The sequence below is a fragment of the Nocardioides sp. OK12 genome, from assembly GCF_024341885.1.
Taxonomy (GTDB): Bacteria; Actinomycetota; Actinomycetes; order Propionibacteriales; family Nocardioidaceae; genus Nocardioides; species Nocardioides marinisabuli.
This window is the reverse complement of sequence record NZ_BNET01000001.1, coordinates 380,299-407,019: the sequence shown is the minus strand read 5'-3', so window position 1 is coordinate 407,019 and position 26,721 is coordinate 380,299. Positions and strand designations below refer to the sequence as shown.

Genomic DNA, 26,721 nt, shown 5'->3' with positions numbered 1-26,721 from the left:
GTTCGGGGAGGGCCTGCAGCAGGCTCGAGCCGGAGGCTCAGAGCGAGATGTCGGTGACCTTGACCTGGGTGTACTTCTGGCGGTGACCCTGGCGCTTCTTGTAGCCGGTCTTGTTCTTGTACTTCTGGATGATGATCTTGGGGCCCTTGGTGGCGCCGAGGACCTCGACGGTCACCGCGGCCTTGTCGAGGCCGTTGGCCGTGACCTTCTCACCGTCGACAGCCATGAGGACGGGGAGCGTCAGGGTCTCGCCGACGGCCGTCGTGACCTTGTCGATCTCGATGACGTCGCCCACGGCAACCTTCTGCTGGGTGGCGCCAGCGCGCACGATCGCGTACACCGCGGTCTCCTTCGTCGAACTCTGGATGTGTCTTCGGTCTGGGGCTGCCCACCCGCTAGCGGGCCACCTCCGAGGAGATGCCTCGTCAGTGGGGGTGCCACGCAGAGACGGCACGCGTAGGCGCACCGAAGGGCAATACTACGGACGGGGCCGAGCAGGAGCAAAACGCGAGCCCGGCTCCTGCTCGGCACCGGTGTCTCAGCGCTTGCGGGCGCCCTTCTTCACAGGCACGTGGGCGACGTTCTCCTCGGTGCCGGCCTCGCTGCCGTCCTGCGTGCTGGGCTCCGCACCGGTGCCCGCCGAGGACGCCGTGCGTCCGCGGCTGCGGGTGCGGGTCACCACCGTGGGGGCCGGGGCCGCCGCGGGGGCGGCGGGCTCGGCCTCGGTGGACGCCGCCGCCGGGGGCGCCGACATCACGACCGGCTCCCCCGCCGTCGTCGGCTGCCCGGCGGGCCGGGTCGCCGCACGACGCGTACGGGTCACGACCCGGGTGCCGGCGGGTGCCGCCTGCTCGTCCGGCTCAACGCCGTCTTGAGCCGCCGCAGCGGGCCGCGCCTCGGCTCCTTTGGGCTGCGTGGGCTCGGGCTCCGGCTCCGGGTCGGGCGCCTGCTCCTGCTTCGGCTCCTGCTCCTGCTTCGGGGCCTGCTTCGGGGCCCGCTCCCGCTTCCGTTCCTGCTTCGGGGCCTGCTCCTGCTTCGGGGCCTGCTCCTGCTCCGGGGCCTGCTCGGGCTGCTCGTCGGCCGGCTGGTCCTGCTCGGCGTTCTCGTGGCGGGCCATGGCGGCGACGTCCTTGGGCGAGGGCGCCTTCGCCGAGACCGAGGTGTCCTCGCCCTGGGCGCCGCCCTTGCCCCGGCCGCCACCGTTGCCGCCGCCACCGTTGGCGTTGCCGCCGCTGCGACCGCCGTTGTCGCCGCCGCCGGAGCCCTTGCCGCCACGACGTCCGCCGCTGCGACGACCCTCGTCCTCGCCGCCGCGCTTGGGCTCGATCGGCTGGTCGTGGGTGATGATGCCGCGGCCCTGGCAGTGCTCGCACTGCTCGCTGAAGGCCTCGACCAGCCCGGTGCCGATCCGCTTGCGGGTCATCTGCACCAGGCCCAGCGAGGTCACCTCGGCGACCTGGTGGCGGGTCCGGTCACGGCCCAGGCACTCGACCATCCGGCGCAGCACCAGGTCGCGGTTCGACTCGAGCACCATGTCGATGAAGTCGACGACGATGATGCCGCCGATGTCGCGCAGCCGCAGCTGGCGCACGATCTCCTCGGCCGCCTCGAGGTTGTTCTTGGTGACGGTCTCCTCGAGGTTGCCCCCCGAGCCGGTGAACTTGCCGGTGTTGACGTCGACGACCGTCATCGCCTCGGTGCGGTCGATGACCAGCGAGCCGCCCGAGGGCAGCCAGACCTTGCGGTCCAGGCCCTTGGCGATCTGCTCGTCGAGGCGGTAGACCCCGAAGACGTCCTTGCCGGCGTGCTTGCCCTCGGTGGCCGGCTCGAAGCGCTCGAGGCGCTCCTCGAGGTCGGGGGCGACGTGGCTGACGTAGCTCTGCACGGTCTCCCAGGCCTCGTCGCCGTCGATGACCAGCCGTGAGAAGTCCTCGGTGAAGAGGTCCCGCACGACCTTGAGGGTCAGGTCGGGCTCGCCGTAGAGCAGCTGGGGGCCGTTGCCCTTGGTCTTCTTCTCGATGTCCTCCCAGCGCGCCTTGAGCCGCTCGACGTCGCGGGTCAGCTCGTCCTCGCTGGCCCCCTCGGCGGCGGTGCGCACGATGACGCCGGCGGAGTCCGGGACGATCTCCTTGAGCAGCGCCTTGAGGCGGGCCCGCTCGGTGTCGGGCAGCTTGCGGGAGATGCCGCTGGTGGTGCCGTCGGGCACGTAGACCAGGAAGCGGCCGGCCAGGCTGACCTGGCTGGTCAGGCGCGCACCCTTGTGGCCCATCGGGTCCTTGGTGACCTGCACCAGCACCGACTGGCCCGAGGAGAGCACCGACTCGATCTTGCGCGGCTGGCCGTCCTTGTGGCCCAGCGCCGACCAGTTGACCTCGCCGGCGTAGAGGACCGCGTTGCGGCCCTTGCCGATGTCGATGAACGCGGCCTCCATGGAGGGCAGCACGTTCTGGACCCGGCCCAGGTAGACGTTGCCGATCAGGGAGGTCTGCGACTCGCGGGCCACGTAGTGCTCGACGAGCACCTTGTCCTCGAGCACCCCGATCTGGGTCAGGTCGTCGCGCTGGCGGATCACCATCGTGCGGTCGACAGCCTCGCGGCGGGCGAGGAACTCGGCCTCGCTGGCGATCGGGGCGCGGCGCCGGCCGGCCTCGCGGCCCTCGCGGCGGCGCTGCTTCTTGGCCTCCAGGCGCGTCGAGCCGGACACCGCGGTGATCTGGTCCTCACCGGTGCGCGAGCTGCGCACGCGCGTGACGGTGTTGGCCGGGTCGTCCCCGCCCTCGCCGCCGTCCTCGCCCGAGCGGCGACGGCGCCGACGCCGGCGCGAGCTGCTGCTGCCGCCCTCGTCGCCGTCCTGGCCGCCCTGGCCGCCCTGATTCTGGTTCTGGCCCTTGGCGGACTGCTCGGTCTCGGAGCCGTCCTGCTCGGACCCGTCGCCGCCCTTGGCCTGGTCGCCCTGGTGGCGGCCGCCACCCTGGTTCTGGCCCTGGTTCCGGTCCTGGTTGCGGTCCTGGTTGCGCCCGCCCTGGTTCTGGCCCTGGTTCTGGCCGCCCTGGTCCTGGTCGTCCTGGTTGTCCCGGCCGCCGTTCTGCTGGCCGCCCTCGCCACCGCCGTCGCCGGACTTGCGGCGACGACGACCCCCGCGGCGCCGGCGGCGACGGCCGGTGCCGGAGCCCTGGCCCTCGTTGTCGTCGTCGCTGTCGGTGTCGTCGTCGCTGTCGGTGTCGGCGTCGTCGTCGGTGTCCGCGTCGCCGGCCCGCGCAGGCTTGTCGGCGGGCTGGTCGGCGGGCTCGACCGGCTGCGCGGTCTCGTCCTCGTCCTCGTCGCCGGTCACGGCCTTGGGCTCGTCCTTGGCCTCGTCCTTGGGCTCGTCCTTGGTCTGGGCGGCGCGCGAGCGGGTACGACGCGTGGTGGTCGTGGTGGTGGTGCGCGCGGCCGGGGCGGCGGCGCTCCCGGCGCCCTCCTGGGCCTCGTCGGTCGTCGCGGCGTCCGCGGGGGCCTCGGCCGGGGCTGCCACCGGCTCGGCCGCGCGGGGGGTGGTCGCCTTGCGGGCGCTGCGGGTGCGCGTCGTGGTGGTCACGGCGGGCGCCTGGAACAGCGGCGCCGCGGCGGCGCCGCTGTCGGCGGCGGACGGGGCCGGGGTCTCGACGACCGGTGCGGCGGCCGGCGCGGCAGGCGCGTCGGCGGCCGGGGCCGCGACCTTCTTGGTGGTCGACTTGCGGGTGGTGCGCTTGACCACGGGCTTGGCGGCGGTCTCCTCGCCGACGGCGGGCGTCTCGGCGGGTGTCTCGTCGGGCGTCGCGGCGGCGGCCTTCTTGGCGGTCGTCTTCTTGGCTGCGGCCTTCTTCGCCGGCGCCTTCTTGGCCGCCGTCTTCTTCGCAGCCGCCTTCTTGGCGGGGGCCGGTGCCTCGGTCGCCTCGACACCCTCGCCGAGCTCGAGCTGCTCACCGACCGGGGCGGCGGCCTTCCTGGCCCGGCTGGTCGTCTTGCGCGCCGGCGCCTTGGCGGGGGTCTCGGCCCCCTCGGCGACCTCGGCGACGGCCTGCTCGGTGGCCGGTGAGGTGGCCTGCTTGGTGGCCGACTTCTTCGCCGGGGCCTTCTTGGCGGCGCTCTTGCGGGTGCGCGTGGTGGTGGTGACCGTGGGCGCCGGGGCGTCCGTGGTCGGCTCCTGGCCGACCTGGTTCTCGTCGGGCATGTGGTGCTCCTCTGCCCGGCACGCCAGCGGGTGCCGGACTCGTCAGACGTCGTCCCCCGCGGTGCGGGGGCGACGCAAAGCCTTCGGTGGCGACGACACCCTCCGCGTGTGCGTCACCACGGTCACGACCGTCACCTTCCGCGGTCGCCGGGCTCTCCTCCGGATGGAGGTGGCTGACTCGCTGTCACCGGGCCTGCCTGCCGCGTCGCGGTCTGGCGACGACCGGTTCCCTGGTGTGCCGCCCTCCAGCTGGGAGGACCGGCGAGAACGTCGTCGGGTCGACGACCGCAGCTGTGCCGTCGGGGCGGGCGCTGGAGTGCGCCCTCGTCGGGTACGACCGCAGGTCGGGGACCGTGGCGAGTATCGCACACCACGACCCCGCGGGCGTCATGTCGTCGCGGCCAGCGGGTCGCCGACGCTCCCGTCGTCCTCGAGGGGGCCCTGCGCGAGCCGGGTCAGCAGCGGCGCGCCCCCGGCCTCCAGGCCGGCCACGGCGGCCAGGCCGCGCAGCACGTCGTCGGGCCGCACCGAGGGCACCCCGTGGCGCAGCACCAGGTCGAGGGAGGCGCCCTCCTCGCGCGGGCTGCTGGTCAGGGAGACCACCGCCGCGCGGCAGTCGAACTCGCGCAGGCCCTTCTTCATCATCCGTTCCACCAGCACCGACTCGGTGGCCATGAAGGTGCTGACCGCGGCGGCCGCCTCCTCGGGCAGGGCGGCGATGTCGAGGCGCCAGTGGCTGGCCTCGAGCCGGTCGGCCAGCGAGCCGCCGGGCGACTCGACGACCTCGAGGACGTCGAGCCCGGTCGGCAGCGCCTCGGCGAGCTCGGCGTGGATGTCGGCGGGGTCGACCACCTGGGCCAGGCCGATCTCGAGGTACTCGGCCTCGCTGGCCGAGCCGGTCGGTGCCGCGCCGGCGTACGAGATGCGCGGGTGCGGGTTGAAGCCCGAGGAGTAGGCCATCGGCACCCGGGCGCGGAAGACCGCGCGCTCGAAGGCGCGCGAGAAGTCGCGGTGGCTGGTGAAGCGCAGCCGCCCCCTCTTCGCGTAGCGGATGCGCAGGCGCTGGACGGGCGGGGCTTGCTGCTCGGGCTGGTCACGCACGCACGACAGGGTAGGTGAGGTCCCCCGGGTCGGCCCGCATCGCCGGGGCGGACGCACCCTGCCCCCGGCCTCGACGGCCGGGGGCAGGGTGGGCAGAGGTGGTCAGCTGGTGGTCAGGGCGGTGTCGTCGACCACGAAGCTGGTGCCCAGCGAGGAGTCCTCGGTGCCGACGAAGCGCACCGTGACGCTCTTGCCGGTGAAGGCGGAGGCGTCGAGGGTGCGGGTGACGTAGCCCGTGCCCTCGTCGAGGTTGGAGTAGGTGGCCAGCGTCGTGGTGCTGCCGCCCGAGACGACCTGGACCTGCAGGGTGTCGTAGGCCCGGGTCGTGGTGGTCTCCGCGCTGCTGACGTAGAGCTTGAACGACAGCGAGGCGCTGCTGGCCGCGGGGACGCTCACCTGCTGGGTGAGGGTGTCGGTGCGGGTGGTGCCGTAGCCGGTGAGCCAGGCCTTCCAGGAGCCGCTGGCCGCGGGGGCGCCGGCGTCGTTGGTGATGACCCCCGAGGTCGCCGACCAGGCGGTCGCGCCGGACTCGAAGCCGGGGTTGGCCAGCAGGTTGCCCGACGGGGCCGGCGGCTCGGTCGGGGCGCTGCTGAGCAGCGAGGTCAGGAGCCGGTTGGGCGAGCCGGTGCCGGCCCCGGTGACCTTGCCGCTGGTCGAGCTGCCCAGGACCGCGCTGGTGACGGTGCTCGGGGAGGCGCTCGGGTCGCCCTGGAGGTAGAGGGCGGCCACGCCGGCGACGTGCGGGGTGGCCATCGAGGTGCCCGAGATGGTGTTGGTCGCGGTGGTGGAGGTGTGCCAGGCCGAGGTGATGCTCGAGCCGGGCGCGAAGAGGTCGAGGCAGCTGCCGTAGTTGGAGAACGACGAACGGGCGTCGGTGCTGGTGGTGGAGCCGACGGTGATCGCCGCGGCGACGCGCGAGGGCGAGCCGTTGCAGGCGTTGGTGTTCTCGTTGCCGGCCGCCACGGCGTAGGTGACGCCGTCGGCGATCGAGCTGTTGACCGCCTGGTCGAGCGCCGAGGACACCCCGCCGCCCAGGCTCATGTTCGCGACGGCGGGGGCGCCGGCGCTGTGGTGGGAGGTCACCCAGTCGACGCCGGCGATGACGCCGGAGGTCGACCCGCTGCCCGCGCAGTCGAGGACCCGCACGGGCCGCAGGGTGACCTGCTTGGCCACGCCGTACGTCGTCCCGCCGACGGTGCCCGCGACGTGCGTGCCGTGGCCGTTGCAGTCGCTGGTGCCCCTGCCGTCGTTGATGGCGGTGTAGCCGGACTGCACGCGTCCGCCGAGGTCGGTGTGGCCGGCGAGGATGCCGGTGTCGATGACGTAGGCGGTGACCCCGCTGCCGGTCGGGGTGTAGGTGTAGGTGCCGTTGAGCGGCAGGTCGCGCTGGTCGATGCGGTCCAGGCCCCAGGTCGCCCCGGTCTGGGTCGCGTCGATCGAGAGGGTCTGGTCGGCCTCGATGTAGGCGACCCCGGGACGGTTGCGCAGCGCCTCGACCGCCCGCTGCGGGAGCCGCGCGGAGAAGCCGTTGAGCACGGTGCCGTAGGTCTGCTTGACGCGACCACCGTTGTCGCGCGCCGCCTGGCGCGCGTCGGCGGCGGCGGAGGCGGTCGCCCGCTCCTCCATCACCACGATGTAGTCGCCCGGGACGGCCGAGGCGCGTCCCTGGCCCACGACGGGGGCGGGCCGGTCGTCGGCGCGGCCCCCGCGGTCGGGGGCGGCCTGGGCCGCGGTGGGGCTGAGCGCGGTGAGGCCGGCGAGGGCCACGGCGGCGGCGGTGCCGGCGCTGAGACGGCGCAGGCGCGAGGACGAGGTTGTCATGGATGGACTCCCGAGAAGTGAGGTCGCCGCGGGACCTCTCCCGTGGCTCCCGTGCCGGTCGGCGCGGTGCTGAGGACAGTAGGGCCGGAGGATCAGCGGTGGGGCGCGCCGGTCACCTCAGGTTCGTGCGCTGCACAAACCTGCACCTTTACTTCTTCCGTCGCTGCGACCACCCGGCCGGTCAGGCGCGCACCACCGGGTGCGTGAGGTCCGCCGGGTCGGCGCGCATCAGCGGCGAGGGGTAGACCGTGCCGACCCGCTGTCCGTCCAACCAGTCGCCCAGCCGCGCCGCCTCGCGGGCGAGCCCCGCACGGGCCTCGGCGCCGACGTCCTCGACCAGCCTCACCTCGACGGCGCCGTCGCCGTCCTGCACCCAGCACCCCACGACCCGCCCCGACCACCAGGCGGTGGTGCCGGCGTTGCCGTTGCGGTCGAAGAGCCGCGGCTGGTGCGGGCCGAGGTGGAAGTCGCGCTGCCGCCAGCCCATCGCGGTGGGGTCGAGCACCGGCAGCAGCGCCGCCCACGGCTCGACCGGTGCCTCCTCCTCGACGTCGTCGGGCAGCAGGTAGGCCCGCTCCCCCGCCCCGACACCGACCTCGACGGCCCCGAGCGCGGCCAGCGACGCCCGCACGGCGCCCTTGGTGGCGCCCAGCCACCACACCAGGTCGGCCTCGGTGCCCGGCCCGAAGCGCAGCAGCCAGCGCCGCACCAGCTCGACGTACCCCTCGGCCGAGCCGCAGGTCGGGGGCGGGTCGCCCAGCCAGTGGCCGGTCAGCGTCCAGCGCGGGCGCGACTGGCGCCAGTGGGTGGTGCTGTGGCCGCGCACCACCTCCGCCCGGGCCCCGAGCCAGGTCAGCACCCGGCTGCCGGCGTACGTCGCCCCGCCGCCGAGGCGCGCCTCGAGCCCCGGGACGCGCTGGCGCAGGTCGAGGGCCGTGAGCCCCTCGGGCTCGGCGCCCAGCACCTCCAGCACCCCGGCGCGCACGCCGTCGAGCCACCGCGCCCCGTCGGCGGCCACCCCCGCGGACTCGACGTCCTTGACCAGGCGGGCGCGCTCGGTGGCCGCGACCCGGGCCGAGGCGCTGCCCCAGGCGGCGCCCAGCAGGTCGCGGGGGAAGACGAACAGCGTGCGCCGCATCGCCAGCTGGCGCACCAGGCTGCGCTCGTCGTGGAGGACCCGGTCGACCTCACCGGTCCCGAGGCCCTCCACGCGGGCCTGCAGGGAGAGGTGGACGGTCGCGGGCTCGGTGGCGTGCAGCGCCACCACCGAGCGGGTCGCGCCGGCCGCGTCGGGCGCCCGGTGGGCGGGCGCCACCGCGTGCCGTCGCCCCAGCCGGGCCCGCCGCTCGTCGTCGCTGACCTGTCGCACGCCGCCATCCTGCCGTGCGGCACCGACGTCCGTGCATGAGTCACCGGTCGACCGGTGACTCATGCACTTGTCAGGTGTTGCAACACCTGACAAGCGAGGGACTCGCCCGACAAGTTACGCCCCCAAGGTACGGCGGCGCCCACGCCGCCCTCGTACGCGACGGGTCCGACCGCCCGGGGTGTGGCTCCGGGTGCGACGATCCACGGGTGTCTCGTCGTGGTGGGTGGCTGTTCCTGGCCGGTCTCGTGCTGCTGTCGTTCAACCTGCGCCCGGCCGCGGTGAGCGTGGGACCGGTGCTGGCGGAGGTGCGCGACGGGTTGTCGCTGTCGGCGCCGGAGGCCTCGCTGCTCACGACGCTGCCCGTGCTGGCCTTCGCGGTCTTCGGTGCGCTGGCGCCGGGTGCCGCGGCCCGCGGCGGTCTGCACCGGGTGACCCTGGTGGCCCTCGTCGCGGTGGTGGTCGGGCTCGCGGGGCGCGCCGTCACGGGCTCGGGCCTGGTCTTCCTGGCCCTCTCGCTGCTCGCGGTGGCCGGCATGGCCATGGCCAACGTGCTGATGCCCTCCCTGGTCAAGCGGCACGCACCCGAGCGGATCGGCGCCGTGACGGCCGTCTACTCCACCGCCCTGGCCATCGGGCTGACCTCTGCGCTGCTGCTGACCGTCCCCCTCTCCGAGGCCCTCGGCGGCTGGCGCGGCGGGCTGGGCGCCTGGGCGGTGCTCGCCGGGCTGGCGCTGCTGCCCTGGCTGCTGCTGGCCCGCCACGACCGGGTCGCGCCGACGCCCGGCGGCCCGATCACCGTCGCGCAGGTGGCGCGCACCCGGCTCGGGCTGGCGATGGCGGCGTTCTTCGGCGTGCAGTCGCTGCACGCCTACGTGATGTTCGGCTGGTTCGCGCAGCTGTGGCGCGACGCCGGCTACTCCCCCGCCGCAGCCGGCGCGCTCGTGGGCCTGCTGGCCGGGGTGAGCATCCCGCTGTCGTGGCTGCTGCCGCCGCTGCTGGCCCGCTCCCACCACCAGCGCCGGGTGCTGCTGCCGGTGATCTCCTGCTACCCGCTCGCCTACGTCGGCCTGCTGGTGGCCCCCGGGGCCGGGGCGGTGCTCTGGGCGGTGCTCGCCGGCATCGGCGCCTGCACGTTCCCGCTGATCCTGACCCTGATCGGGCTGCGCGCCCGCACCGCCGAGGGCACCGCGGCCCTCTCGGCGTTCACCCAGTCCGCCGGCTACCTGCTCGCCGCCGCGGGCCCCTTCGTGGTCGGGCTGCTCTACGACGCGACCGGCGAGTGGACGATCCCGCTGACGCTGCTGCTCGTGCTCGTGGTACCCATGCTGGGTCTGGCCACCTGGCTCTCCGGCCCCCGGCTCCTCGAGGACGAGCTGGAGCAGCACGCCGCACGAAGGAGCGCACCCGCATGAGCAGCACGCCGCCCGAGGGCCCGCAGGAGCCCGAGCAGGGTCCCGGCCACCCCGGCCAGCCCGGCCAGCCCGGCCCGTCGCCGTACGGCGAGCCGCCCGCGCAGCCGCCGTACGCGCAGGGCTACCCGCCCCCGCCGACCCACCAGCCCTACGGCCAGCCGTTCCCCGGCGGCGGGGACCCGCGCCAGGAGGGCCCGCCCTCGAAGGCGCTCGCCATCACCTCGCTGGTGCTGTCGTTCCTGATCTGCGTGCCGTTCGTGGCCGCCATCGTCTCGATCGTCCTGGGCGTCATCGTGCTGGGGCGCAGCAAGGACGGACGCGCCCACGGCCGCGGGATGGCCATCGCGGGCATCGTGATCAGCTCGCTGGTGATGCTGGCGACGGTCGTGGGCATCGGGCTGGCGGTGGTCTTCGGCCTCAACACCTTCAAGGACGTCAACGACCTGGCGGTCGGCGACTGCATCAGCGCCGAGAACCTGGTCGGCGCCGATGTCGAGGAGGAGGGCTTCGGCTTCATCACGATCGAGGACTGCACCGACGAGCACGACGCCGAGGTGGTCGGCACCCTGACGCTGAACGCCGAGCAGGCCGCGGCGTACGCCGACTCGCCGGTCGCCGAGATCTGCCAGAGCCTGGTGCTCGACGACCCCGACCTCGTCGAGCTCGTCGGCCCCGGGATCGACCTGCTGACCATCACCGACTCGGCCGAGCCCGTCGCCGGCGACACGGTCGCGTGCGTCCTCTACAACGCCGACGGCTCGCCGCTCGACGAGCCGCTGCTGGTCGACTGACCGCTCCTCGCGGTCGGTTCGCGCCGGGTCGGTGCGAGATTCGCGCCGGGTCGGCGCGAGATATGCGCCGGGTCGGCGCGAAGTTCGCGCCGGGTCAGACCACGGAGAGCGGCAGCAGCTTCTGGCCGGTGGGGCCGACCTGGATCTCGGTGCCCATCTCGGGGCACACGCCGCAGTCGTAGCAGGGGGTCCAGCGGCAGTCCTCGACGTCGACGGAGTCGGGGTCGAGGGCGTCCTCCCAGTCGGCCCACAGCCAGTCCTTGTCGAGGCCCGAGTCGAGGTGGTCCCAGGGCAGGACCTCGTCGATGGTGCGCTCGCGGGTGGTGTACCAGTCGAGGTCGACACCGGTGCCGGCCAGGGCGGTGGTGGCCGCCTCGACCCAGCGGTCGTAGGAGAAGTGCTCGCTCCAGCCGTCGAAGCGGCCGCCGTCGCGCCAGACCTGCTCGATGACCCGGCCGACGCGACGGTCGCCGCGCGAGAGGAGTCCCTCGATGATGCCGGGCTTGCCGTCGTGGTAGCGGAACCCGATCGCGCGACCGTACTTCTTGTCCTCGCGCACCGTGTCGCGCAGCTTCTTCAGCCGCTCGTCGGTGGTCTCGTGGTCGAGCTGGGCAGCCCACTGGAACGGGGTGTGCGGCTTGGGCACGAACCCGCCGATCGAGACGGTGCAGCGGATGTCGTTGCGCCCGGAGACCTCGCGGCCCTTGGCGATGACCTTCTTGGCCAGCTCGGCGACCTGCAGCACGTCGTCGTCGGTCTCGGTGGGCAGGCCCACCATGAAGTAGAGCTTCACCTGGCGCCAGCCGTGCGAGTACGCCGCGGCCACGGTGCGGATCAGGTCCTCCTCGGTCACCATCTTGTTGATGACCTTGCGCATCCGCTCCGAGCCGCCCTCGGGGGCGAAGGTCAACCCCGAGCGGCGCCCGTTGCGGGAGAACTCGTTGGCCAGGGTGATGTTGAAGGCGTCGACGCGGGTCGAGGGCAGCGACAGCGAGACGTTGGAGCCCTCGTAGCGGTCGGCCAGGCCCTTGGCAACGTCGCCGATCTCGGTGTGGTCGGCGCTGGAGAGCGAGAGCAGCCCGACCTCCTCGAAGCCCGACTTGCGGATGCCGTTCTCGACCATGTCGCCGATGGTCTCGATGGAGCGCTCGCGCACCGGGCGGGTGATCATCCCGGCCTGGCAGAAGCGGCAGCCGCGGGTGCAGCCGCGGAAGATCTCGACGCTGAACCGCTCGTGCACGGTCTCGGCCAGCGGCACCAGCGGCTTGGCGGGGTAGGGCCAGGCGTCGAGGTCCATCAGGGTGTGCTTCTTGACCCGGAACGGCACGCCGGGCTTGTTGGGCACGACGGCCTCGATCGAGCCGTCCTCGGCGTGCACGACGTCGTAGAACTTCGGGACGTAGACGTTGCCGGTCACCGCGAGGCGGCGCAGCAGCTCGTCGCGGCCGCCGGGGCGGCCCTCGGCCTTCCACTCGCGCACGACCTCGGAGATCGCGAGCACGACCTCCTCGCCGTCACCCAGCACGGCGGCGTCGACGAAGTCGGCGATCGGCTCGGGGTTGAACGCCGCGTGGCCGCCGGCCAGCACGACCGGGTCGTGCTCGCCGCGGTCGACGGCGTGCAGCGCGATGCCGGCCAGGTCGAGGGCGTTGAGCATGTTGGTGTAGCCCAGCTCGGTGGAGAAGCTCAGGCCCAGCACGTCGAAGTCGCCCACGGGGCGGTGGGCGTCGACGGTGAACTGCGGGATGCGGTGCTCGCGCAGCACCGCCTCCATGTCGGGCCACACCGCGTAGGTGCGCTCGGCCACGATCCAGTCGCGCTCGTTGAGCACCTCGTAGAGGATCTGCACGCCCTGGTTGGGCAGGCCCACCTCGTAGGCGTCGGGGTACATCAGCGCCCAGCGCACGGTCTCGCCCTCGGGGGCGCAGTCCCACTCCTTGACGGTCGAGTTGAGCTCGCCGCCGACGTACTGGATGGGCTTCGAGACGCTGGGCAGGTGCGGCTCCAGGTCGGCGAAGACGGAGCGACCGGCCTGGCGCGTGGTCTCGACGGTGGACGCGGACATGCAGCAACCTCGCAAGCGGTGGTTCGGCGAACGGTGGGGAAGGGTCCAGGGTACGGCGACGCCGGGCAGCGGGCCATTTCGTCGTCTCCCTATGCTTCGCACATGAGCGACCCCGCGGTGCGAGGCCCCGTCAGCTGGACCACGATCGTGCCGGTGGTGGCCCTCGTGCTGCTGGCGGCCACCTGGGCCAACCACGACGCCTGGCCGGTGCTGGTCGCGGTCGCGCTCGCCCTGGTGGGGGCGGTGGTCGCCGCGGTGCACCACGCCGAGGTGGTCGCGCACCGCGTGGGCGAGCCGTTCGGCTCGCTGATCCTGGCCGTCGCGGTCACCGTCATCGAGGTCGGCCTGATCGTGATGCTGATGATCGGCGGCGGCGACGGGGCCAGCACCTATGCCCGGGACACGGTCTTCGCGGCGCTCATGATCACCCTCAACGGCATCGTCGGCATCTCGCTGCTGGTCGGCGCGCTGCGCCACCACCTGGTCAGCTTCAACGCCAGCGGCACCGGCTCGGCCCTGTCGACCGTGATCGCGCTGGCGGCGGTGTGCCTGGTGCTGCCCGGCTTCACCGTCAGCGAGGCGGGCCTGTCGTACTCGCCCTCCCAGCTGGCCTACGTCTCCGTCGCCTCGCTGGTGCTCTACGGCGCGTTCGTGCTGACCCAGACCGTGCGCCACCGCGACTTCTTCCTCCCGGTCTCCTCCGACGACCAGGGCCGGGTCACCGGCCTGCTCGACGAGGACGAGGACGGCCACGCCGACCCGCCCTCGGACCGGGCGGCGCTGCTGAGCCTGGGCCTGCTGGTGGTCTCGCTGGTCTCCGTGGTGGGCCTGGCCAAGGTCCTCTCCCCCACCATCGAGGACGGCGTCTCCTCCCTGGGGCTGCCCTACACCGTGGTCGGTGTGGTGATCGCGCTGCTGGTGCTCTCGCCGGAGTCGGTCTCGGCGCTGCGCAACGCCGCGCGCGACCGGGTGCAGAACAGCCTCAACCTGGCCTACGGCTCGGCGATGGCCTCGGTGGGCCTGACCATCCCGACCATCGCCGTGGCGATGATCTGGATCGACGGCGAGCTGGTGCTGGGCCTCGAGCGGCTCCAGATCGTGCTGCTGGCCATCACCGTGGCCATCTCGACCCTGACCCTGGCCCAGGGCCGCGCCAAGACGCTGCAGGGCGTGGTGCACCTGGTGCTCTTCGCGACGTTCCTGTTCTTCTCGGTCAAGCCCTAGCTGTAGTCCCTAGCGGGCCGTGACCAGCACCCGCGGCGCGGAGTAGCGCCGCGGTGCGGGCTCGGTGGCGCGCAGGTGGATGTTCTGCAGCAGACCCACCGCGAGCAGGCCCGCGAACATCGAGGAGCCGCCGTACGACACGAAGGGCAGCGGCACGCCGGTGACCGGCATGATGCCCAGGCACATCCCGATGTTCTGGAAGGCCTGGAAGCCGAACCAGCAGGCGATGCCGGCGGCCGCGACCCGGCCGAAGACGTCCTCGGTGCGGGTGGCGATCGCCAGGGCGCGCCAGATCACCAGGCCCAGGAGCACCACGACGAGACCGGCGCCGACCAGGCCCAGCTCCTCGCCGGCCACGGTGAAGACGAAGTCGGTGTGCTGCTCGGGCACGAAGCCCGAACGGGTCTGCGAGCCGTTGAAGAGACCCTGGCCGAACAGGCCGCCGTTGCCGACCGCGACCCGGGCCTGCTCGACGTTGTAGCCGGCACCGCGGGGGTCGAGGTCGGGGTTGGTGAAGGCCATGAACCGGTCGACCTGGTAGTCCTTCAGCACCCCGGCGGCGACCGCGACGACGGCCGCGGTCACGCCACCGGCGCCGAGCAGGGCCAGCCAGCGGCGCGGGGCCCCGGAGACGGCGAGCACGCCGACGACGGTGGCGGTGAGCACGAGCATCGTGCCGAGGTCGGGCTGGAGCAGGATCAGGACGGCGGGCACGGCCGCGATCAGCAGCATCAGCACCACCTCGACCAGGCCCACCTTGGGGCGCCAGCGCCCGGCGGCGCGGTGCGCGAGGACCAGGCTCATGCCGATGATCACCGCGAGCTTGGCGAACTCGGCCGGCTGCACCGACATCCCGCCGAGCATCAGCCAGGAGCGCGACCCGTTGATCGTCGAGCCCATCACCAGCACCAGCACCAGACCCACCAGCGAGGCCAGGTAGACCACCGGCGCCGCCACGCGGACCCACCGGTGGTCGGCGACCACCACGGCGGCCATCAGCAGCAGCCCGACCGAGATGTTGAACAGCTGCTTCTCGAGGTAGGCCCGCGGGTTGCCGCCGGTCAGGTCGTCGCGCGTCGAGGTGGCCGACCACACCAGCAGGGTGCCGACGACCACGAGCGCGAGCACGGCGCCCAGCAGCACCCAGTCCAGGCCCCGCCAGCGGAACCGGGGCCGGGTGCCGCCGGCAGCCCGCAGCCGCACGCCGGCGCTCACCGCTGGTCCTTCTTCCTGCTGCTCGACCGGGCGGGCGGCAGCACCGAGCCGTCCCGGGTGAAGGTCGGCAGCTCGGTGGGCGGGGTGGTGCCCGGGATGGCGGCCTGCGCGGGTCGGACCTGGTCGCCCTCGACGCCGTACAGCGCCTCCCAGATGGCACGGATCGCCGGGCCGGAGGTGCCCGAGCCGGTGCCGCCCTGGCTGACCATCATCACCACGACGTAGTCCTCGGAGTAGGAGGCCACCCACGACGTCGACTGCTTGCCGTAGACCTCGGCCGAGCCGGTCTTGGAGCGGATCGGCACCTCCTCGAGCGGGAAGCCGACCATCCGCCACGACATCGTGCCCTGGCGGGTCACGCCGGCCAGCGCCTGGTCGATGTAGCCGAAGGTCTTCTCGGGCAGGTCGACGGTGCCCTGCACCTCGGGGTCGATGGTGCGCAGCACCTTGCCGTCGGGGTCCACGACCGCCTTGGCGACGCGGGGCTCGTAGAGCGTGCCGCCGTTGGCGATCGCGCCGTAGGCCCGCGCGAGCTGCAGCGGAGTGACGATCGTGTCGCCCTGGCCGATGGCGAAGTTGACGGCGTCACCGGCGCGGTAGGCGAAGCCCTCGATGCAGAACTCGCGGGCGAACTTGTAGACGAAGTCGGAGGTGTCGGCGTCCTGCGGCTTCTTCGAGATCCCGCAGTAGTAGTCCTTCATCGACTCGTAGTAGTCGCGCTTCCACTGCCGGTCGGCGATGCGGCCCGAGGCCTCGCCGGGCAGGTCGATGCCGGTCTCGCCGCCGAAGCCCCAGTCCTTGGCGGCCTCGACCAGCGGGTCGCGGGCGTCGACGTCGTCGACGTCGGAGCCCAGGCGGCGCCAGTAGTCGTAGCCGATGCGGTAGAAGAAGGTGTTGCAGGAGACCTCGAGCGCCTTGGCGAAGGAGATGTAGCCGTAGGCGCCGGACTCGTAGTTCTTGAAGTCGCGGTTGCCGACCCGGAACGCCGAGGAGCAGTTGAGCAGCTGGTCGGTGTCGTAGCCGTTGCTCAGCGCCCCGGCGGTCATGAACGGCTTCCAGGTCGAGCCGGGCGCGAACTGGCCCTGGGTGGCGCGCCCGAGCAGCGGGGTCCCGGCGGCCTCGGAGTAGAGGGTGGCCAGCTCCTTGTCGGAGATCCCGCCGACCCAGACCTCCGGGTCGTACGTCGGCTGGCTGGCCATCGCCACGACCCGGCCCGTGTCGGCCTCGAGCACGATCGCGGCGCCGGAGTCGGCGGCGTACCGGCGCCCGGTGACGGTGTCGGTGGTGGCGCGGGCGGTCTTGATGGTCTCGGCGAGCTGCTCCTCGACGACGCCCTGCACGCGGGCGTCGATGGAGGTGACCAGGGTGTCGCCGGGGCGCGCCTCGGTCTCGCTGTCCTCGCCGAGCACGCGGCCCATCGAGTCGACGGCCACCGACTGGTAGCCGGGCATCCCGCGCAGCCAGGCGTCGTACTGCTTCTCGACGCCGGCGCGACCGACCGAGGAGGCGCCGTTGACGCTCGCGTCGCCGTCGGACTCGGCCTGGTCGAGCTCGTCCTCGGTGATCGGGCTCAGGTAGCCCAGCACGTGGGCCAGGTTGACGCCGTAGGGGCGCGGGTAGGCCCGCACGGTCTGCTGCTCGGCGAGCACGGCCGGGTAGTCCTCGGGCTGCTCGAGGATCTTGAGCGCGACCCCGCGCTCGACGTCGGTGGCCACCGGGACCGGCTGGTAGGGCGAGCCGTTCCAGCAGGTGCCGCTGACCGAACCCTCGTCGCCGCAGGTGACCAGGCGCTTCTCGAGGGTGCCGCGCTCCTCGCCGGTGACCGTGGCGACGCGGTTGAGCACCTCGCGCCGGTCGCGCCCGCCCATCCTGCCCAGCAGGGTGCGGTCGACCGAGACGACCCAGGCGGTGCGGTTGGTGACCAGCGGACGGCCCATGTCGTCGACGATCAGGCCGCGCTGGGGCTGGACCACGATGTCGCGCACCGACTGCGAGGCCGCCTGCGCGGTGTACTCCTCGCCGGTGACGACCTGCAGGTAGTAGAGCCGGACCAGCAGGGTCGCGAAGAGGGAGAGCACGAGGGCCTGGATCACCACGATCCGCAGCCGCGAGCGGCGGGTGCCGGTGGCTTCCTCGCCGCGGGTGGGAGCACGCATCAGCAGGACCTCACAGAGCAGCTCACAGGGCGTGGACGGGTTCGAGGCGGCGGAACAGCGCCATCAGCGGGGGCAGCACGAAGGGGGTCAGCAGCACGTCCCAGACCAGCGAGACCGCGAGCACCGACAGCGTCTCCCCCACCCCGACGACGGGGTCGGAGAGCACGACGCCGCTGAGCGCGAAGACCGAGGTGCCGACGAACGAGGCGGCGGCCACGGTGGCCACCACGGTGGTGGCGGTGGGACGCGACTCGGGCCGCACCCGCCCCACGAGGTAGCCCACCAGCAGCAGCGCGAGCGCCCAGCGGCCGGCGACGTGGTCGGCCGGCGGCGCGAGGTCGAGCAGCAGCCCGGCCCCGAAGCCCAGCACCATCGCGAACTGCGGGCCGCGGGTCAGCGCCCCGGCCACGACCACCAGCAGGCACAGGTTGGGCACCACGCCCTCCCAGGCCAGCGGCCCGAAGACCGAGACCTGCAGCACCAGCGCCAGGCTCACCGCGAGGGCGGCGACGACCGCGCGCAGCGCGCTCACCGGCCGCCTCCCTCGATCTCGCCGTCGGCGCCGATGATGCCGCGGTCGCTGCGGGTGCCGGTGGGCACCACCACGCCGACCAGGTCGAGGGCGCCGAAGTCGACGTACGGGTCGATGACCGCGCGCTGGGCGGTCTCGCGCAGCGAGGAGTAGACCTTGGTGACCCGGCCGACGGGGATGCCGGCGAGGTACGGCGCGCCGCCCTCGCTGCCCCAGGTCACGACGCTGTCGGCGCGCGCGGGCACCGAGGAGTCGTCGACCAGCTCGAGGTCGAGGCGGCCCTCGTCGCCGATGACGCCGCGGCCGCTGAGGAAGCCCATCTCCATCGAGTCGCCCACCCGGGCCCCGACGGTCGACTCGGGGTCGACCAGCAGCAGCACGGTCGCGGTGGAGCGCCCGGCGCTGAGCACCCGGCCGACGAGGCCGTCGTTGTTGACCACGGTCATGTCGGGCTGCACGCCGGCGTCGGTGCCGGCGTCGATGGTCACGGTGCTCGAGAACGACTGGGCCGGGCCGACTCCGACCACGCGGGAGGGCACCAGCGAGTAGCCCAGGTCGGAGGCGACGCTGGTCAGGCCGTCGTACTCCGCGAGCCGGTTGCGGTCGTAGGCGGAGGTGTTGAGCTCCGAGCGCAGCGCGGAGTTCTCGGCCTCGAGGGTCGCGACCTCCTCGCGCAGCGAGCCGTTGCTCTCGAACCAGCCACCGACCGCGGTGAAGGGGCGCACCACGGCGGTGGTCGCGCTCTGGGCGGGCCCGAGGGTGTCGGCGAGCACACCGCGCACCGGGTCCAGCGGCGAGGAGTCGCCGGCGGCGAGGTCGAGGGTGGTGACGCTCGCGGTGGCCAGCAGCAGCGCGACCAGCAGCGAGCGCGACGGGCGGGGCGCCTCGGCACCGGGACCGCCCGGGCCGGCTCCCCAGCGGCGCTCGCGACGCTCGTGGCGCGCCATCAGCGACCGGGTGCGCCGCGGGCGGCCGGGCTGGTCGCCGCGCGGCGTACCGGCGGGGCGGCGGGGGGTGGAGACGCGGTCGAGCAGGGCCATCAGTAGCGCCTCGGGTCGGTCACGAGCACCTGCTGGAGCGCCTCGAACTCCTCGACGCACTTGCCGGCGCCCAGCGCCACCGAGCTCAGCGGGTCGGGGGCGACGTGCACGGGCATGCCGGTCTCGTGGCGCAGGCGCTCGTCGAGGCCGCGCAGCAGCGCGCCGCCACCGGTCAGCACGATGCCGCGGTCCATGATGTCGCCGGCGAGCTCGGGCGGGGTCTGGTCGAGGGTGGTGCGCACCGCGTCGACGATCGCGTGCAGCGGCTCCTCGAGGGCCTGGCGCACCTCGGCGCTCGAGACGACCACGGTGCGCGGCAGCCCGGAGACCATGTCGCGGCCGCGGATCTCGGCCTCGGGCTCGTCGGGCAGCGGGAACGCGGAGCCGAGGGTCATCTTGACCTCCTCGGCGGTGCGCTCGCCGAGCATGAGCGAGTACTCCTTCTTCATCCACGCCACGATCGAGGCGTCGAGGTCGTCGCCGGCGGTGCGGATCGACAGGCTGGTCACGATGCCGCCGAGACTGATCACCGCGACCTCGGTGGTGCCGCCGCCGACGTCGACGACCATGTTGCCGGTGGCCTGGTGCACGGGCAGCCCGGCACCGATCGCCGCGGCCATCGGCTCCTCGACGATGTAGACGCGCCGGGCGCCGGCCTGGTAGCCGGCCTCCTTGACCGCGCGCTGCTCGACGGCGGTGATGCCGCTGGGCACGCAGATGACCATGCGGGGCTTGGCGAAGGCGCTGCGCCGGTGCACCTGCTGGATGAAGTAGCGCAGCATCTGCTCGGTGGCCTCGAAGTCGGCGATGACGCCGTCCTTGAGCGGGCGGATGGCGGTGATGTTGTCGGGGGTGCGCCCGATCATCCGCTTGGCCTCGTGGCCCACCGCGAGGATCTCGCCGGTGGTCGAGTTGAGCGCCACCACGCTGGGCTCGTCGAGCAGCACCCCGCGCCCGCGGGCGTAGACCAGCGTGTTGGCGGTGCCGAGGTCGACGGCCATGTCTCGGCCGAAGAAGCTGTTCGCCATGGCGGGTGCGCCTCGTGGTCCCTCGTGCGCGAGTGCTGACCGGGGAAGGTAGGCCGTCCCGCGCGCACGATCCCGGTACGACCCGGTCCCGAGCCTAAGGAGCACCTACCACAGATCCCGGACGCCACGCCGGGGCACCACGCGCCACACCAGTCACAACGCCCACCCGGCCCAGATATCGCGTCGACCCGGCCCGAAGTGTCGGGCCGGGTCGGGTGAGCGGGAGATCTGCGCCGGGTGGGCGCGAGATCTGCGCCGGGTCAGCGCTCCGGGAACCAGATGCCGATCTCGCGCTCGGCGGTCTCGGGGGCGTCGGAGCCGTGCACGAGGTTCTGCTGCACCTTCAGGCCCCAGTCGCGACCCAGGTCGCCGCGGATGGTGCCGGGGGCGGCGGCGGTCGGGTCGGTGGCGCCGGCCAGCGAGCGGAAGCCCTCGATGCAGCGCTCGCCCTCGAGGACCATCGCCACGACCGGGCCGGAGAGCATGAACTCGACCAGGGGCTCGTAGAACGGCTTGCCCTGGTGCTCCTCGTAGTGCTCGGCGAGCAGCTCGGGGGTCGCCTCGCGCAGCTCGAGGCGGGCGAGGGTGTAGCCCTTGGCCTCGATGCGGCGCACGATCTCGCCGGTGAGGCCGCGGCGGACGCCGTCGGGCTTGATCAGGGCCAGGGTGCGCTCGGTCATGGCCGCGACCCTACCGATCCCCCAGCGCCGCCGCGCGTGCGGCCACGTCGCGGGGCACCGGCAGCCCGGCCGCGTCGGCGTCGGGGACCGGGTCGCCGGCCACCAGCCGCAGGGGCACGTGGCCTCCCCACACGCCCGCGGCGACGTCGGGCTCGTCGTCGACCGGTCCCCCGCCGCGCACCTTCAGCGACGCCTCGACCAGGGGCAGCGCGAGCACGGCGGTGGCGGCCAGCTCCTTGCGGGTGTGCGGGCGCAGGGTGGCCGACCGGCCCGGCACCACCTGGTCGACGACGAGGTCGAGGGCCCGGGCCCGCTCGGCCTCGTCCCGCACCAGCCGGGGGCGACCCACGACCACCGCGCTGCGGTAGTTCATCGAGTGGTGGAAGCCCGAGCGGGCCGCGACCAGGCCGTCGAGCAGGGTGATGGTGACGCAGACCTGGCCCGCGAGCACCGGGGCCAGCCAGCCCGCGGCGACCGAGCCGTGCAGGTAGAGGGTGCCGCCCTCGTCGGGGCCCTCCGGGTCCGCGGCGTACGCCGTCGGCAGGACGACCGGGTGCGCCTCGTCGGCCTCGCCGACGACCAGTCCCAGGTGGGCCACCATCGCCTCCGCGAGCAGGGCGTGCAGGGCGGCGCGGTCCTCGACCATCCGGTGCCGGCCGCGCGTGGCGGTGGTGCGGTCGGTGGGCGAGAGCGGCGAGAGCGGCGAAGGCGGCGAAGGCGGCAGGGTCGTCATGCCACCATGGTCGCCACCCAGTGGCTCGCCCACGAGGGCCAATACCCGACTATTCAGACAGGCCACTGACGATGCCCCTCCTCGCCGTGCGGCTCGACCGCGGGACCTCTGTGCCCTTGGGCGTGCAACTGGCCGACGCGGTGCGCGCGCGGGTCACCGACGGGCGGCTGCACCCCGGCGACCGCCTGCCCAGCAGCCGGGCGCTCGCCGCCGACCTCGGGGTCGCCCGCAGCGTGGTCGAGCAGGCCTGGGCGCAGCTGGTGGCCGAGGGGTGGCTCGAGGGGCGACACGGGCAGGGCACCTTCGTCGCCGCCGGCCGCAGCCAGGCCAGCCCCGCACCCGCACGCTCCCCCGCCGCGGCGCCCGGGCCGCCCGAGCCGGTGCGCCTCGACACCGGCACCCCCTGGATCGACCCCCGGCACCGGGCACTGTGGCGCCGCGCCTGGCGCGACGTCGCCGCCGCCACGCCGCCGCGCGGGTACGACGACCCCCGCGGCCTCCCCGAGCTGCGGGCCGAGCTGGCCACGCGGCTGGCCCGCACCCGCGGCCTGGCCGTCGACCCCGACGAGGTGCGGGTGACCACCGGCACCACCGACGGGCTGCGCCACCTGCTCGGCGCCCTGGCCCCCGGCCCCGTCGGGGTCGAGGACCCCGGTTACCGGGCGGCCGTCGCCACCGTCGAGGCGGCGGGCCGGCGGGTCGTCGACCTGCCGCCCGGCGCGGCCGGGGCCGACCTGCGCGGTCTCGCGGCGGCGTACGTGACCCCGGCCCACCAGCACCCGCTGGGCGCGACCATGACCGGGGCCAGCCGTCTGGCACTGCTGGGCGCAGCGGGCGAGGCGGGGGCCGTGGTGGTCGAGGACGACTACGACTCCGAGTTCCGCTACGACGTCGCGCCGATCCCGGCGCTGGCCAGCCTCGACCGCGAGCGGGTCGCCTACCTGGGCACCGCCAGCAAGTCGGTCTCGCCGAGCCTGCGGCTGGGCTGGCTGGTGCCGCCGGCGGCGCTGGGCGCGGCCGTCGACGAGCGGCGCGAGCGCACCCACGACGCGGCGCCCTGGCCGGTGCAGCGCGCCTACCTCTCCCTGCTGCGCGAGGGGTACGTCGACCGCGTGGTCCGCTCGGCGCGGCGCACCTACGCGGCCCGGGCCGCGCGGGTCGTCGAGGCGCTGGGCGAGCACCTCGACGGCCCGGTGGCGGGGATGTACGCCACCGTGCCGCTGCCGGCGGCGCTCGCCCGCCGGGCCCAGGAGGCGGCCCGACGCGTCGGGTTCGACGTGCCCCTGCTCGACGGCTACTGCCGCTCGAGGGCCCTGAGCGGGCTGGTGCTCGGCTTCGGCGGCTGCACCGACGCCGAGCTCGACCGGGCCCTGGCGGCGGTCGCCACCGCCCTGCGCGGCTAGCCGGCGGCCGGCTGGCTGCCTGGCTGGGGTTAGCCCTGCTCGGCCTCGTACGCCGCGTACGCCGCCGCCCGCTCGCGCTCGATCTTGCGCCCCAGGAGCACGGCGGTGCCCCACAGCAGCGCGAAGACGCCACCCAGGAAGAACATCAGCGGGATCACGAAGCCCAGCCCGACGGCCGCGGCCTGCACCACCCAGCCGGCGGTGTAGGCCCACTCCGAGCGCAGCATGCCGGCCAGGAGCAGGCACACGACGGCGAGGCCGAGCCCGACGAGCAGCGCCACGGAGGTCGGCACGTCGGTCAGCGAGATCATCACCGGCGTGGTCAGGCCCAGGGTGACGGCCTCGAGGGAGAGGATCGCGGCGCACATGCCGCGACGGGGCGACCGCTTCACGACGGGTCCTCCTCGCGGGGGGTGCCGGGCGCGCGGCGCCCGCGGGTCAGCAGGGTGCGGACCTCGCCGGCGGTGACGACCGAGCCGGTGACCAGCACCGCCCCGGAGCCGATCGAGGAGCCGACGGCCTCGCCGGCCTCGGCGAGCGCGGCGGCGGCGTCGATGGCGTCGACCAGGCGCGGCACGACGGTGACGCGGTCCTCGCCGAAGACCTCGACGGCGGTCTCGGCCAGGGCGGTGGCCGACATCGCGCGGTCGGAGGAGTTCTGGGTGCAGACCACGTGGGCCAGGTGCGGCTCGAGGGCGACCAGCAGGCCCTCGGCGTCCTTGTCGCCCATCACGCCCAGCACGCCGATGAGCGGCTCGAAGGTGAAGGAGTCCTCGAGCGCGGCGCCGACGGCCTCGGCCCCGTGCGGGTTGTGGGCGGCGTCGAGCACGACGGTGGGGCTGCGCCGCACCACCTCCAGGCGCGCCGGCGAGGTGACCTCGGCGAAGGCCGCGCGCACCAGGTCGGCGTCGAGGGCCTGGGCGTCGGGACCGGCGGCGGCGAAGGCCTCGACGGCCGCCAGCGCGACGGCGGCGTTCTGGGCCTGGTGGGCGCCGTAGAGCGGCAGGAAGACCTCGTCGTAGCGGGCCCGCAGGCCCTGGAGCGAGACCATCTGGCCGCCGACCGCGGGAGTGCGCGAGACGACGCCGAACTCCAGGCCCTCGCGGGCCACCGTGGCGCCGACCTCGGCGGCCCGGGCCATCAGCACCGCGCCGGCCTCGGGGTCCTGCTGGGCCATCACGACCGTCGAGCCGGGCTTGATGATGCCGGCCTTCTCGTGGGCGATCGCCTCGGTGGTGCCGCCGAGGTAGCGCGCGTGGTCGACGGCGATCGGCAGCACGACGGCCACGTCGGCGTCGGCGACGTTGGTGGCGTCCCACGAGCCGCCCATGCCGACCTCGACGACGGCCACGTCGACGGGGGCGTCGGCGAAGGCGGCGTACGCCATGCCCACCACGGTCTCGAAGAACGACAACGGGTGCGGCTGGTCCTCGTCGACCAGGTGCGTGTACGCCGCGATCTCGTTGAAGGCGCGCACGAAGGCCTCGTCATCGAGGGGCTCCCCGTCGACGCTGATCCGCTCGTTCATCGTCTCGACGTGGGGGCTGGTGAAGCGACCGGTGCGCAGCTCGAGGGCGCGCAGCAGCGCGTCGACCATCCGCGAGGTGGAGGTCTTGCCGTTGGTGCCGGTCAGGTGCACCATCCGGAAGGAGCGCTGGGGGTCGCCGAGCAGCTCGAGGAAGGCCTCGATGCGCTCCAGCGAGGGCTCGAGCCGGGTCTCGGGCCAGCGCGAGAGCAGGGCGTCCTCGACCTCGCGGAAGGTCTCGGCGGCGCGGGGCACGACGGGCTCGTCGTCTGGCAGGGAGGGTGTCTCACTCATGTCCGGTCCAGTCTAGGGACGTGGACCCCTTGACCCCGAGTCTGTAACACGTTCTAGTTCTGCCCATGAGGACGACGGTGGCGATGGTGACCCGGCAGGGCGGCGACTTCGAGCTGGCGGAGGTCGACATCGACGACCCCCGCGACGACGAGGTGCTGGTGCGGATCGTCGCGACCGGCCTGTGCCACACCGACCTGACGATGCGCCACTTCCTGCCCGACGAGATGTTCCCCAACGTCTTCGGCCACGAGGGCACCGGTGTCGTCGAGGCCGTGGGCCCGGCCGTCGAGGGCATCGCCGTCGGCGACCACGTGGTGCTCTCCTTCCGCTCCTGCCGCGAGTGCGGACCGTGCCGCCAGGGCGACGTCGGCTACTGCGAGCAGTCGCTGCTGCTCAACTACATGGGCATGCGCGCCGACGGCTCGACGACGATGAGCCTCGACGGCTCCCCCGTCTTCGGCTCGTTCTTCGGCCAGTCCAGCCTCGCGCGGCACGCGATCGCCCACGCCGACAACTGCGTGGTCGTCGACCGCGACCTCGACCTGACCCTCGCCGCGCCCTACGGCTGCGGCTTCCAGACCGGCGCCGGGACCGTGCTCAACGTGCTGGCCCCCGGGGCGCAGGACTCCCTGGCGGTGTACGGCGCCGGCGCCGTCGGGCTCGCCGCGGTCGCGGCCGCGGTGGCCGAGGGCGTCGGCACGGTGCTGGCCGTCGACCTCGCGGCCGGTCGTCTCGCCGAGGCCGAGCGCCTGGGCGCCACCCCCGTCGACGCCACCGGCCTCGAGCCGGCCGAGGTGGTCGCGCGGGTCAAGGAGCTCACCGGCGGTGCCGGGTCGACGTACGCCATCGACACCACCGCGGTGCCGGCCGTGGTCAAGCAGGCCCAGCAGGCGCTGGCGCCGCGCGGCACCCTCGTCGCGCTCGGGCTGGGCCCCGAGGAGTACCAGCTCGACGCGATCGACCTGCTCCAGGGCGGCAAGCGGGTGATGTCGTCGATCGAGGGCGACTCCGACCCCCTCGAGATGGTCCCCCGGCTGCTGGCGCTGCGCGACGCGGGCCGCTTCGACCTCGACGGGCTGGTCACCACCTACCCGTTCGAGAAGATCAACGACGCGGTCGCCGACGTGCTCGCCGGGCGGGTCGTCAAGCCCGTGCTGGTGTGGTGACCGGCGCGGCGAGCCTCAGGTTCGCGGTGTCGGTGACCGCCTCGTAGCCCAGCGCCTGGTAGACGCGGTTCGACACCGGGTTGGCCTGGTCGGTGAAGAGCGTGGGCCTCGCGCCCTCGTCGAGCACCGCTCGGCTGAGGTGGGCCACCAGGGCGCTGGCGTAGCCGCGCCCCCGGTGCTCGCGCGGGGTGTAGACCGGCCCGATCCGCGACACCCCGAAGCGGGCGGGCGTGCGCGCGCTGAAGTGCACCGGCACCCCGTCGACCTCCCACACCCACAGCAGCCCGCTCGCGAGCCGGTCGCGGGTCCAGGCCCGGTCGAGGTGCTCGCCCGGCTCCGGCTCGCGCCCGCCCTGCTCGTCGGCGTCGACCGAGAACGCCGCGGCCCAGGCCGCGACCAGGTCGAGGTCGTCGGGGCCGGCGACCCGGGCCCGCCCGGGTCCGGGGCGGGGGTCGACGAGCTCGCGCAGCTCGAAGAGCCGCAGGTGCTCGTGCACGTACGCCGTCGTCCCCCGCGCGCGGGCCAGCTCGTCCATGAAGACCCGCACCGAGGGCAGCGCCCCGTTGGCGGCGCTGACGTCGTCGCCGCGCTCGTGCACCCAGCGGGCCAGCGCCACGGCGGCGTCGTCGGGCATCAGGTGCACCCACATCGGGTGCGGCACGAAGGGCGCGGTGCGCATCGCGGCCCCGACGACCCTCCCGGCCGGGTCGAGCACGCTGACCCACCACCGCGGGTGCGGCGGCGCGCCGGCACCGCTCTCGACCGCCCCGTGGGCCGACCCGGCCAGCACCGTGGCCAGCACCGGCTCGAGCGCCAGGTGCTCCCCCGCCCGGTCCAGGAAGGCGGCGGGGTCGTCGGTGCTCTCGAAGCGGTAGGACGTCACGAGCGGAGGTTAGGGGCTGCCCGACGACGCCCGCACGCGGGTTTCGGGCGGGACGCGGGTTCGCACCCGCCGAGCCGCGACTCATAGGATT

The 26,721-nt window shown here is 74.0% G+C and carries 21 protein-coding genes; 5 read left to right on the top strand and 16 right to left on the bottom strand.

What is annotated here, in order from left to right:
* Positions 1–37: 37 nt before the first annotated feature.
* The 5 genes from rplU to OCU29_RS02000 all read right to left on the bottom strand — a co-directional run bounded on the left by rplU (position 38) and on the right by OCU29_RS02000 (position 8,483).
* Positions 38–340, bottom strand: a complete 303-nt coding sequence (gene rplU / locus OCU29_RS02020) for a 50S ribosomal protein L21 (RefSeq protein WP_179615856.1) — start codon at positions 338–340, stop codon at positions 38–40.
* Between the two features lie 198 nt (positions 341–538).
* Entirely contained in the window at positions 539–4,192 is a 3,654-nt protein-coding gene (locus tag OCU29_RS02015; protein WP_261818606.1) for an Rne/Rng family ribonuclease, read from the bottom strand.
* Positions 4,193–4,579: 387 nt separating this feature from the next.
* Positions 4,580–5,293, bottom strand: coding sequence for a TIGR03936 family radical SAM-associated protein (locus OCU29_RS02010; protein ID WP_179615854.1), 714 nt, complete (start codon positions 5,291–5,293; stop codon positions 4,580–4,582).
* A gap of 102 nt (positions 5,294–5,395) precedes the next feature.
* Entirely contained in the window at positions 5,396–7,114 is a 1,719-nt protein-coding gene (locus tag OCU29_RS02005; RefSeq protein ID WP_261818605.1) for a S8 family peptidase, read from the bottom strand.
* A 181-nt stretch (positions 7,115–7,295) separates the two neighbouring features.
* Positions 7,296–8,483: a winged helix DNA-binding domain-containing protein gene (locus OCU29_RS02000; RefSeq protein ID WP_261818604.1), complete on the bottom strand. Its 1,188-nt coding sequence runs from the start codon at positions 8,481–8,483 to the stop codon at positions 7,296–7,298.
* Positions 8,484–8,689: 206 nt separating this feature from the next.
* Here OCU29_RS02000 and OCU29_RS01995 point away from each other — a divergent pair, with 206 nt between their 5' ends.
* Together OCU29_RS01995 and OCU29_RS01990 are read left to right on the top strand one after the other, a co-directional pair.
* On the top strand, positions 8,690–9,895 hold the full coding sequence (locus OCU29_RS01995; RefSeq protein ID WP_261818603.1) for an MFS transporter: 1,206 nt from the start codon (positions 8,690–8,692) through the stop codon (positions 9,893–9,895).
* Positions 9,892–10,686 carry a DUF4190 domain-containing protein gene (locus tag OCU29_RS01990; protein WP_179615846.1) on the top strand — a complete coding sequence of 265 codons (795 nt, stop codon included), beginning with the start codon at positions 9,892–9,894 and terminating at the stop codon, positions 10,684–10,686. Before OCU29_RS01995 ends, OCU29_RS01990 begins: the two co-directional genes overlap by 4 nt.
* A 94-nt stretch (positions 10,687–10,780) precedes the next feature.
* On the opposite strand, the gene OCU29_RS01985 is transcribed toward OCU29_RS01990, so the two are convergent.
* Positions 10,781–12,751, bottom strand: a complete 1,971-nt coding sequence (locus OCU29_RS01985) for a TIGR03960 family B12-binding radical SAM protein (RefSeq protein WP_179615845.1) — start codon at positions 12,749–12,751, stop codon at positions 10,781–10,783.
* 102 nt (positions 12,752–12,853) lie between these two features.
* Here OCU29_RS01985 and OCU29_RS01980 point away from each other — a divergent pair, with 102 nt between their 5' ends.
* Entirely contained in the window at positions 12,854–13,975 is a 1,122-nt protein-coding gene (locus OCU29_RS01980) for a calcium:proton antiporter (protein ID WP_261818602.1), read from the top strand.
* Positions 13,976–13,984: 9 nt separating this feature from the next.
* Here the strand turns inward: OCU29_RS01980 and rodA are convergent, their stop codons facing one another.
* From rodA to OCU29_RS01945, 7 genes are all read right to left on the bottom strand, one after another.
* On the bottom strand, positions 13,985–15,190 hold the full coding sequence (rodA, locus tag OCU29_RS01975) for a rod shape-determining protein RodA (protein ID WP_179615843.1): 1,206 nt from the start codon (positions 15,188–15,190) through the stop codon (positions 13,985–13,987).
* A complete protein-coding gene (mrdA, locus tag OCU29_RS01970) occupies positions 15,187–17,346 on the bottom strand; it encodes a penicillin-binding protein 2 (RefSeq protein WP_261818601.1) in 2,160 nt (719 codons plus the stop codon). Before mrdA ends, rodA begins: the two co-directional genes overlap by 4 nt.
* A 22-nt stretch (positions 17,347–17,368) precedes the next feature.
* The gene (mreD, locus tag OCU29_RS01965; RefSeq protein ID WP_179615841.1) at positions 17,369–17,878 is read right to left on the bottom strand and encodes a rod shape-determining protein MreD; all 510 of its coding nucleotides are present in this window, start codon (positions 17,876–17,878) and stop codon (positions 17,369–17,371) included.
* On the bottom strand, positions 17,875–18,918 hold the full coding sequence (gene mreC, locus OCU29_RS01960; protein WP_261818600.1) for a rod shape-determining protein MreC: 1,044 nt from the start codon (positions 18,916–18,918) through the stop codon (positions 17,875–17,877). The genes mreD and mreC overlap by 4 nt, the downstream gene beginning before the upstream one ends.
* Positions 18,918–19,946 carry a rod shape-determining protein gene (locus OCU29_RS01955; protein ID WP_261818599.1) on the bottom strand — a complete coding sequence of 343 codons (1,029 nt, stop codon included), beginning with the start codon at positions 19,944–19,946 and terminating at the stop codon, positions 18,918–18,920. The genes mreC and OCU29_RS01955 overlap by 1 nt, the downstream gene beginning before the upstream one ends.
* A 260-nt stretch (positions 19,947–20,206) precedes the next feature.
* Positions 20,207–20,626 carry a nucleoside-diphosphate kinase gene (gene ndk / locus OCU29_RS01950; RefSeq protein ID WP_179615839.1) on the bottom strand — a complete coding sequence of 140 codons (420 nt, stop codon included), beginning with the start codon at positions 20,624–20,626 and terminating at the stop codon, positions 20,207–20,209.
* A 10-nt stretch (positions 20,627–20,636) separates the two neighbouring features.
* Positions 20,637–21,359, bottom strand: a complete 723-nt coding sequence (locus OCU29_RS01945) for a pyridoxamine 5'-phosphate oxidase family protein (RefSeq protein WP_261818598.1) — start codon at positions 21,357–21,359, stop codon at positions 20,637–20,639.
* A gap of 71 nt (positions 21,360–21,430) precedes the next feature.
* Between OCU29_RS01945 and OCU29_RS01940 the strand changes: the two genes are divergently transcribed.
* Positions 21,431–22,762: a PLP-dependent aminotransferase family protein gene (locus tag OCU29_RS01940; RefSeq protein ID WP_261818597.1), complete on the top strand. Its 1,332-nt coding sequence runs from the start codon at positions 21,431–21,433 to the stop codon at positions 22,760–22,762.
* Between the two features lie 29 nt (positions 22,763–22,791).
* Here OCU29_RS01940 and OCU29_RS01935 read toward each other — a convergent pair whose 3' ends face one another.
* Positions 22,792–23,154, bottom strand: a complete 363-nt coding sequence (locus tag OCU29_RS01935) for a DUF4233 domain-containing protein (protein WP_258016906.1) — start codon at positions 23,152–23,154, stop codon at positions 22,792–22,794.
* Positions 23,151–24,581 (bottom strand): folylpolyglutamate synthase/dihydrofolate synthase family protein, encoded by a 1,431-nt coding sequence (locus OCU29_RS01930; RefSeq protein ID WP_261818596.1) that lies wholly within the window; start codon positions 24,579–24,581, stop codon positions 23,151–23,153. The genes OCU29_RS01935 and OCU29_RS01930 overlap by 4 nt, the downstream gene beginning before the upstream one ends.
* A gap of 65 nt (positions 24,582–24,646) precedes the next feature.
* Between OCU29_RS01930 and OCU29_RS01925 the strand changes: the two genes are divergently transcribed.
* Complete coding sequence (locus OCU29_RS01925) at positions 24,647–25,747, top strand: NAD(P)-dependent alcohol dehydrogenase (RefSeq protein ID WP_261818595.1); 1,101 nt, start codon at positions 24,647–24,649, stop codon at positions 25,745–25,747.
* Here OCU29_RS01925 and OCU29_RS01920 read toward each other — a convergent pair.
* Positions 25,725–26,630: a GNAT family N-acetyltransferase gene (locus OCU29_RS01920; protein ID WP_261818594.1), complete on the bottom strand. Its 906-nt coding sequence runs from the start codon at positions 26,628–26,630 to the stop codon at positions 25,725–25,727. The genes OCU29_RS01925 and OCU29_RS01920 overlap by 23 nt on opposite strands.
* Positions 26,631–26,721 lie beyond the last annotated feature (91 nt).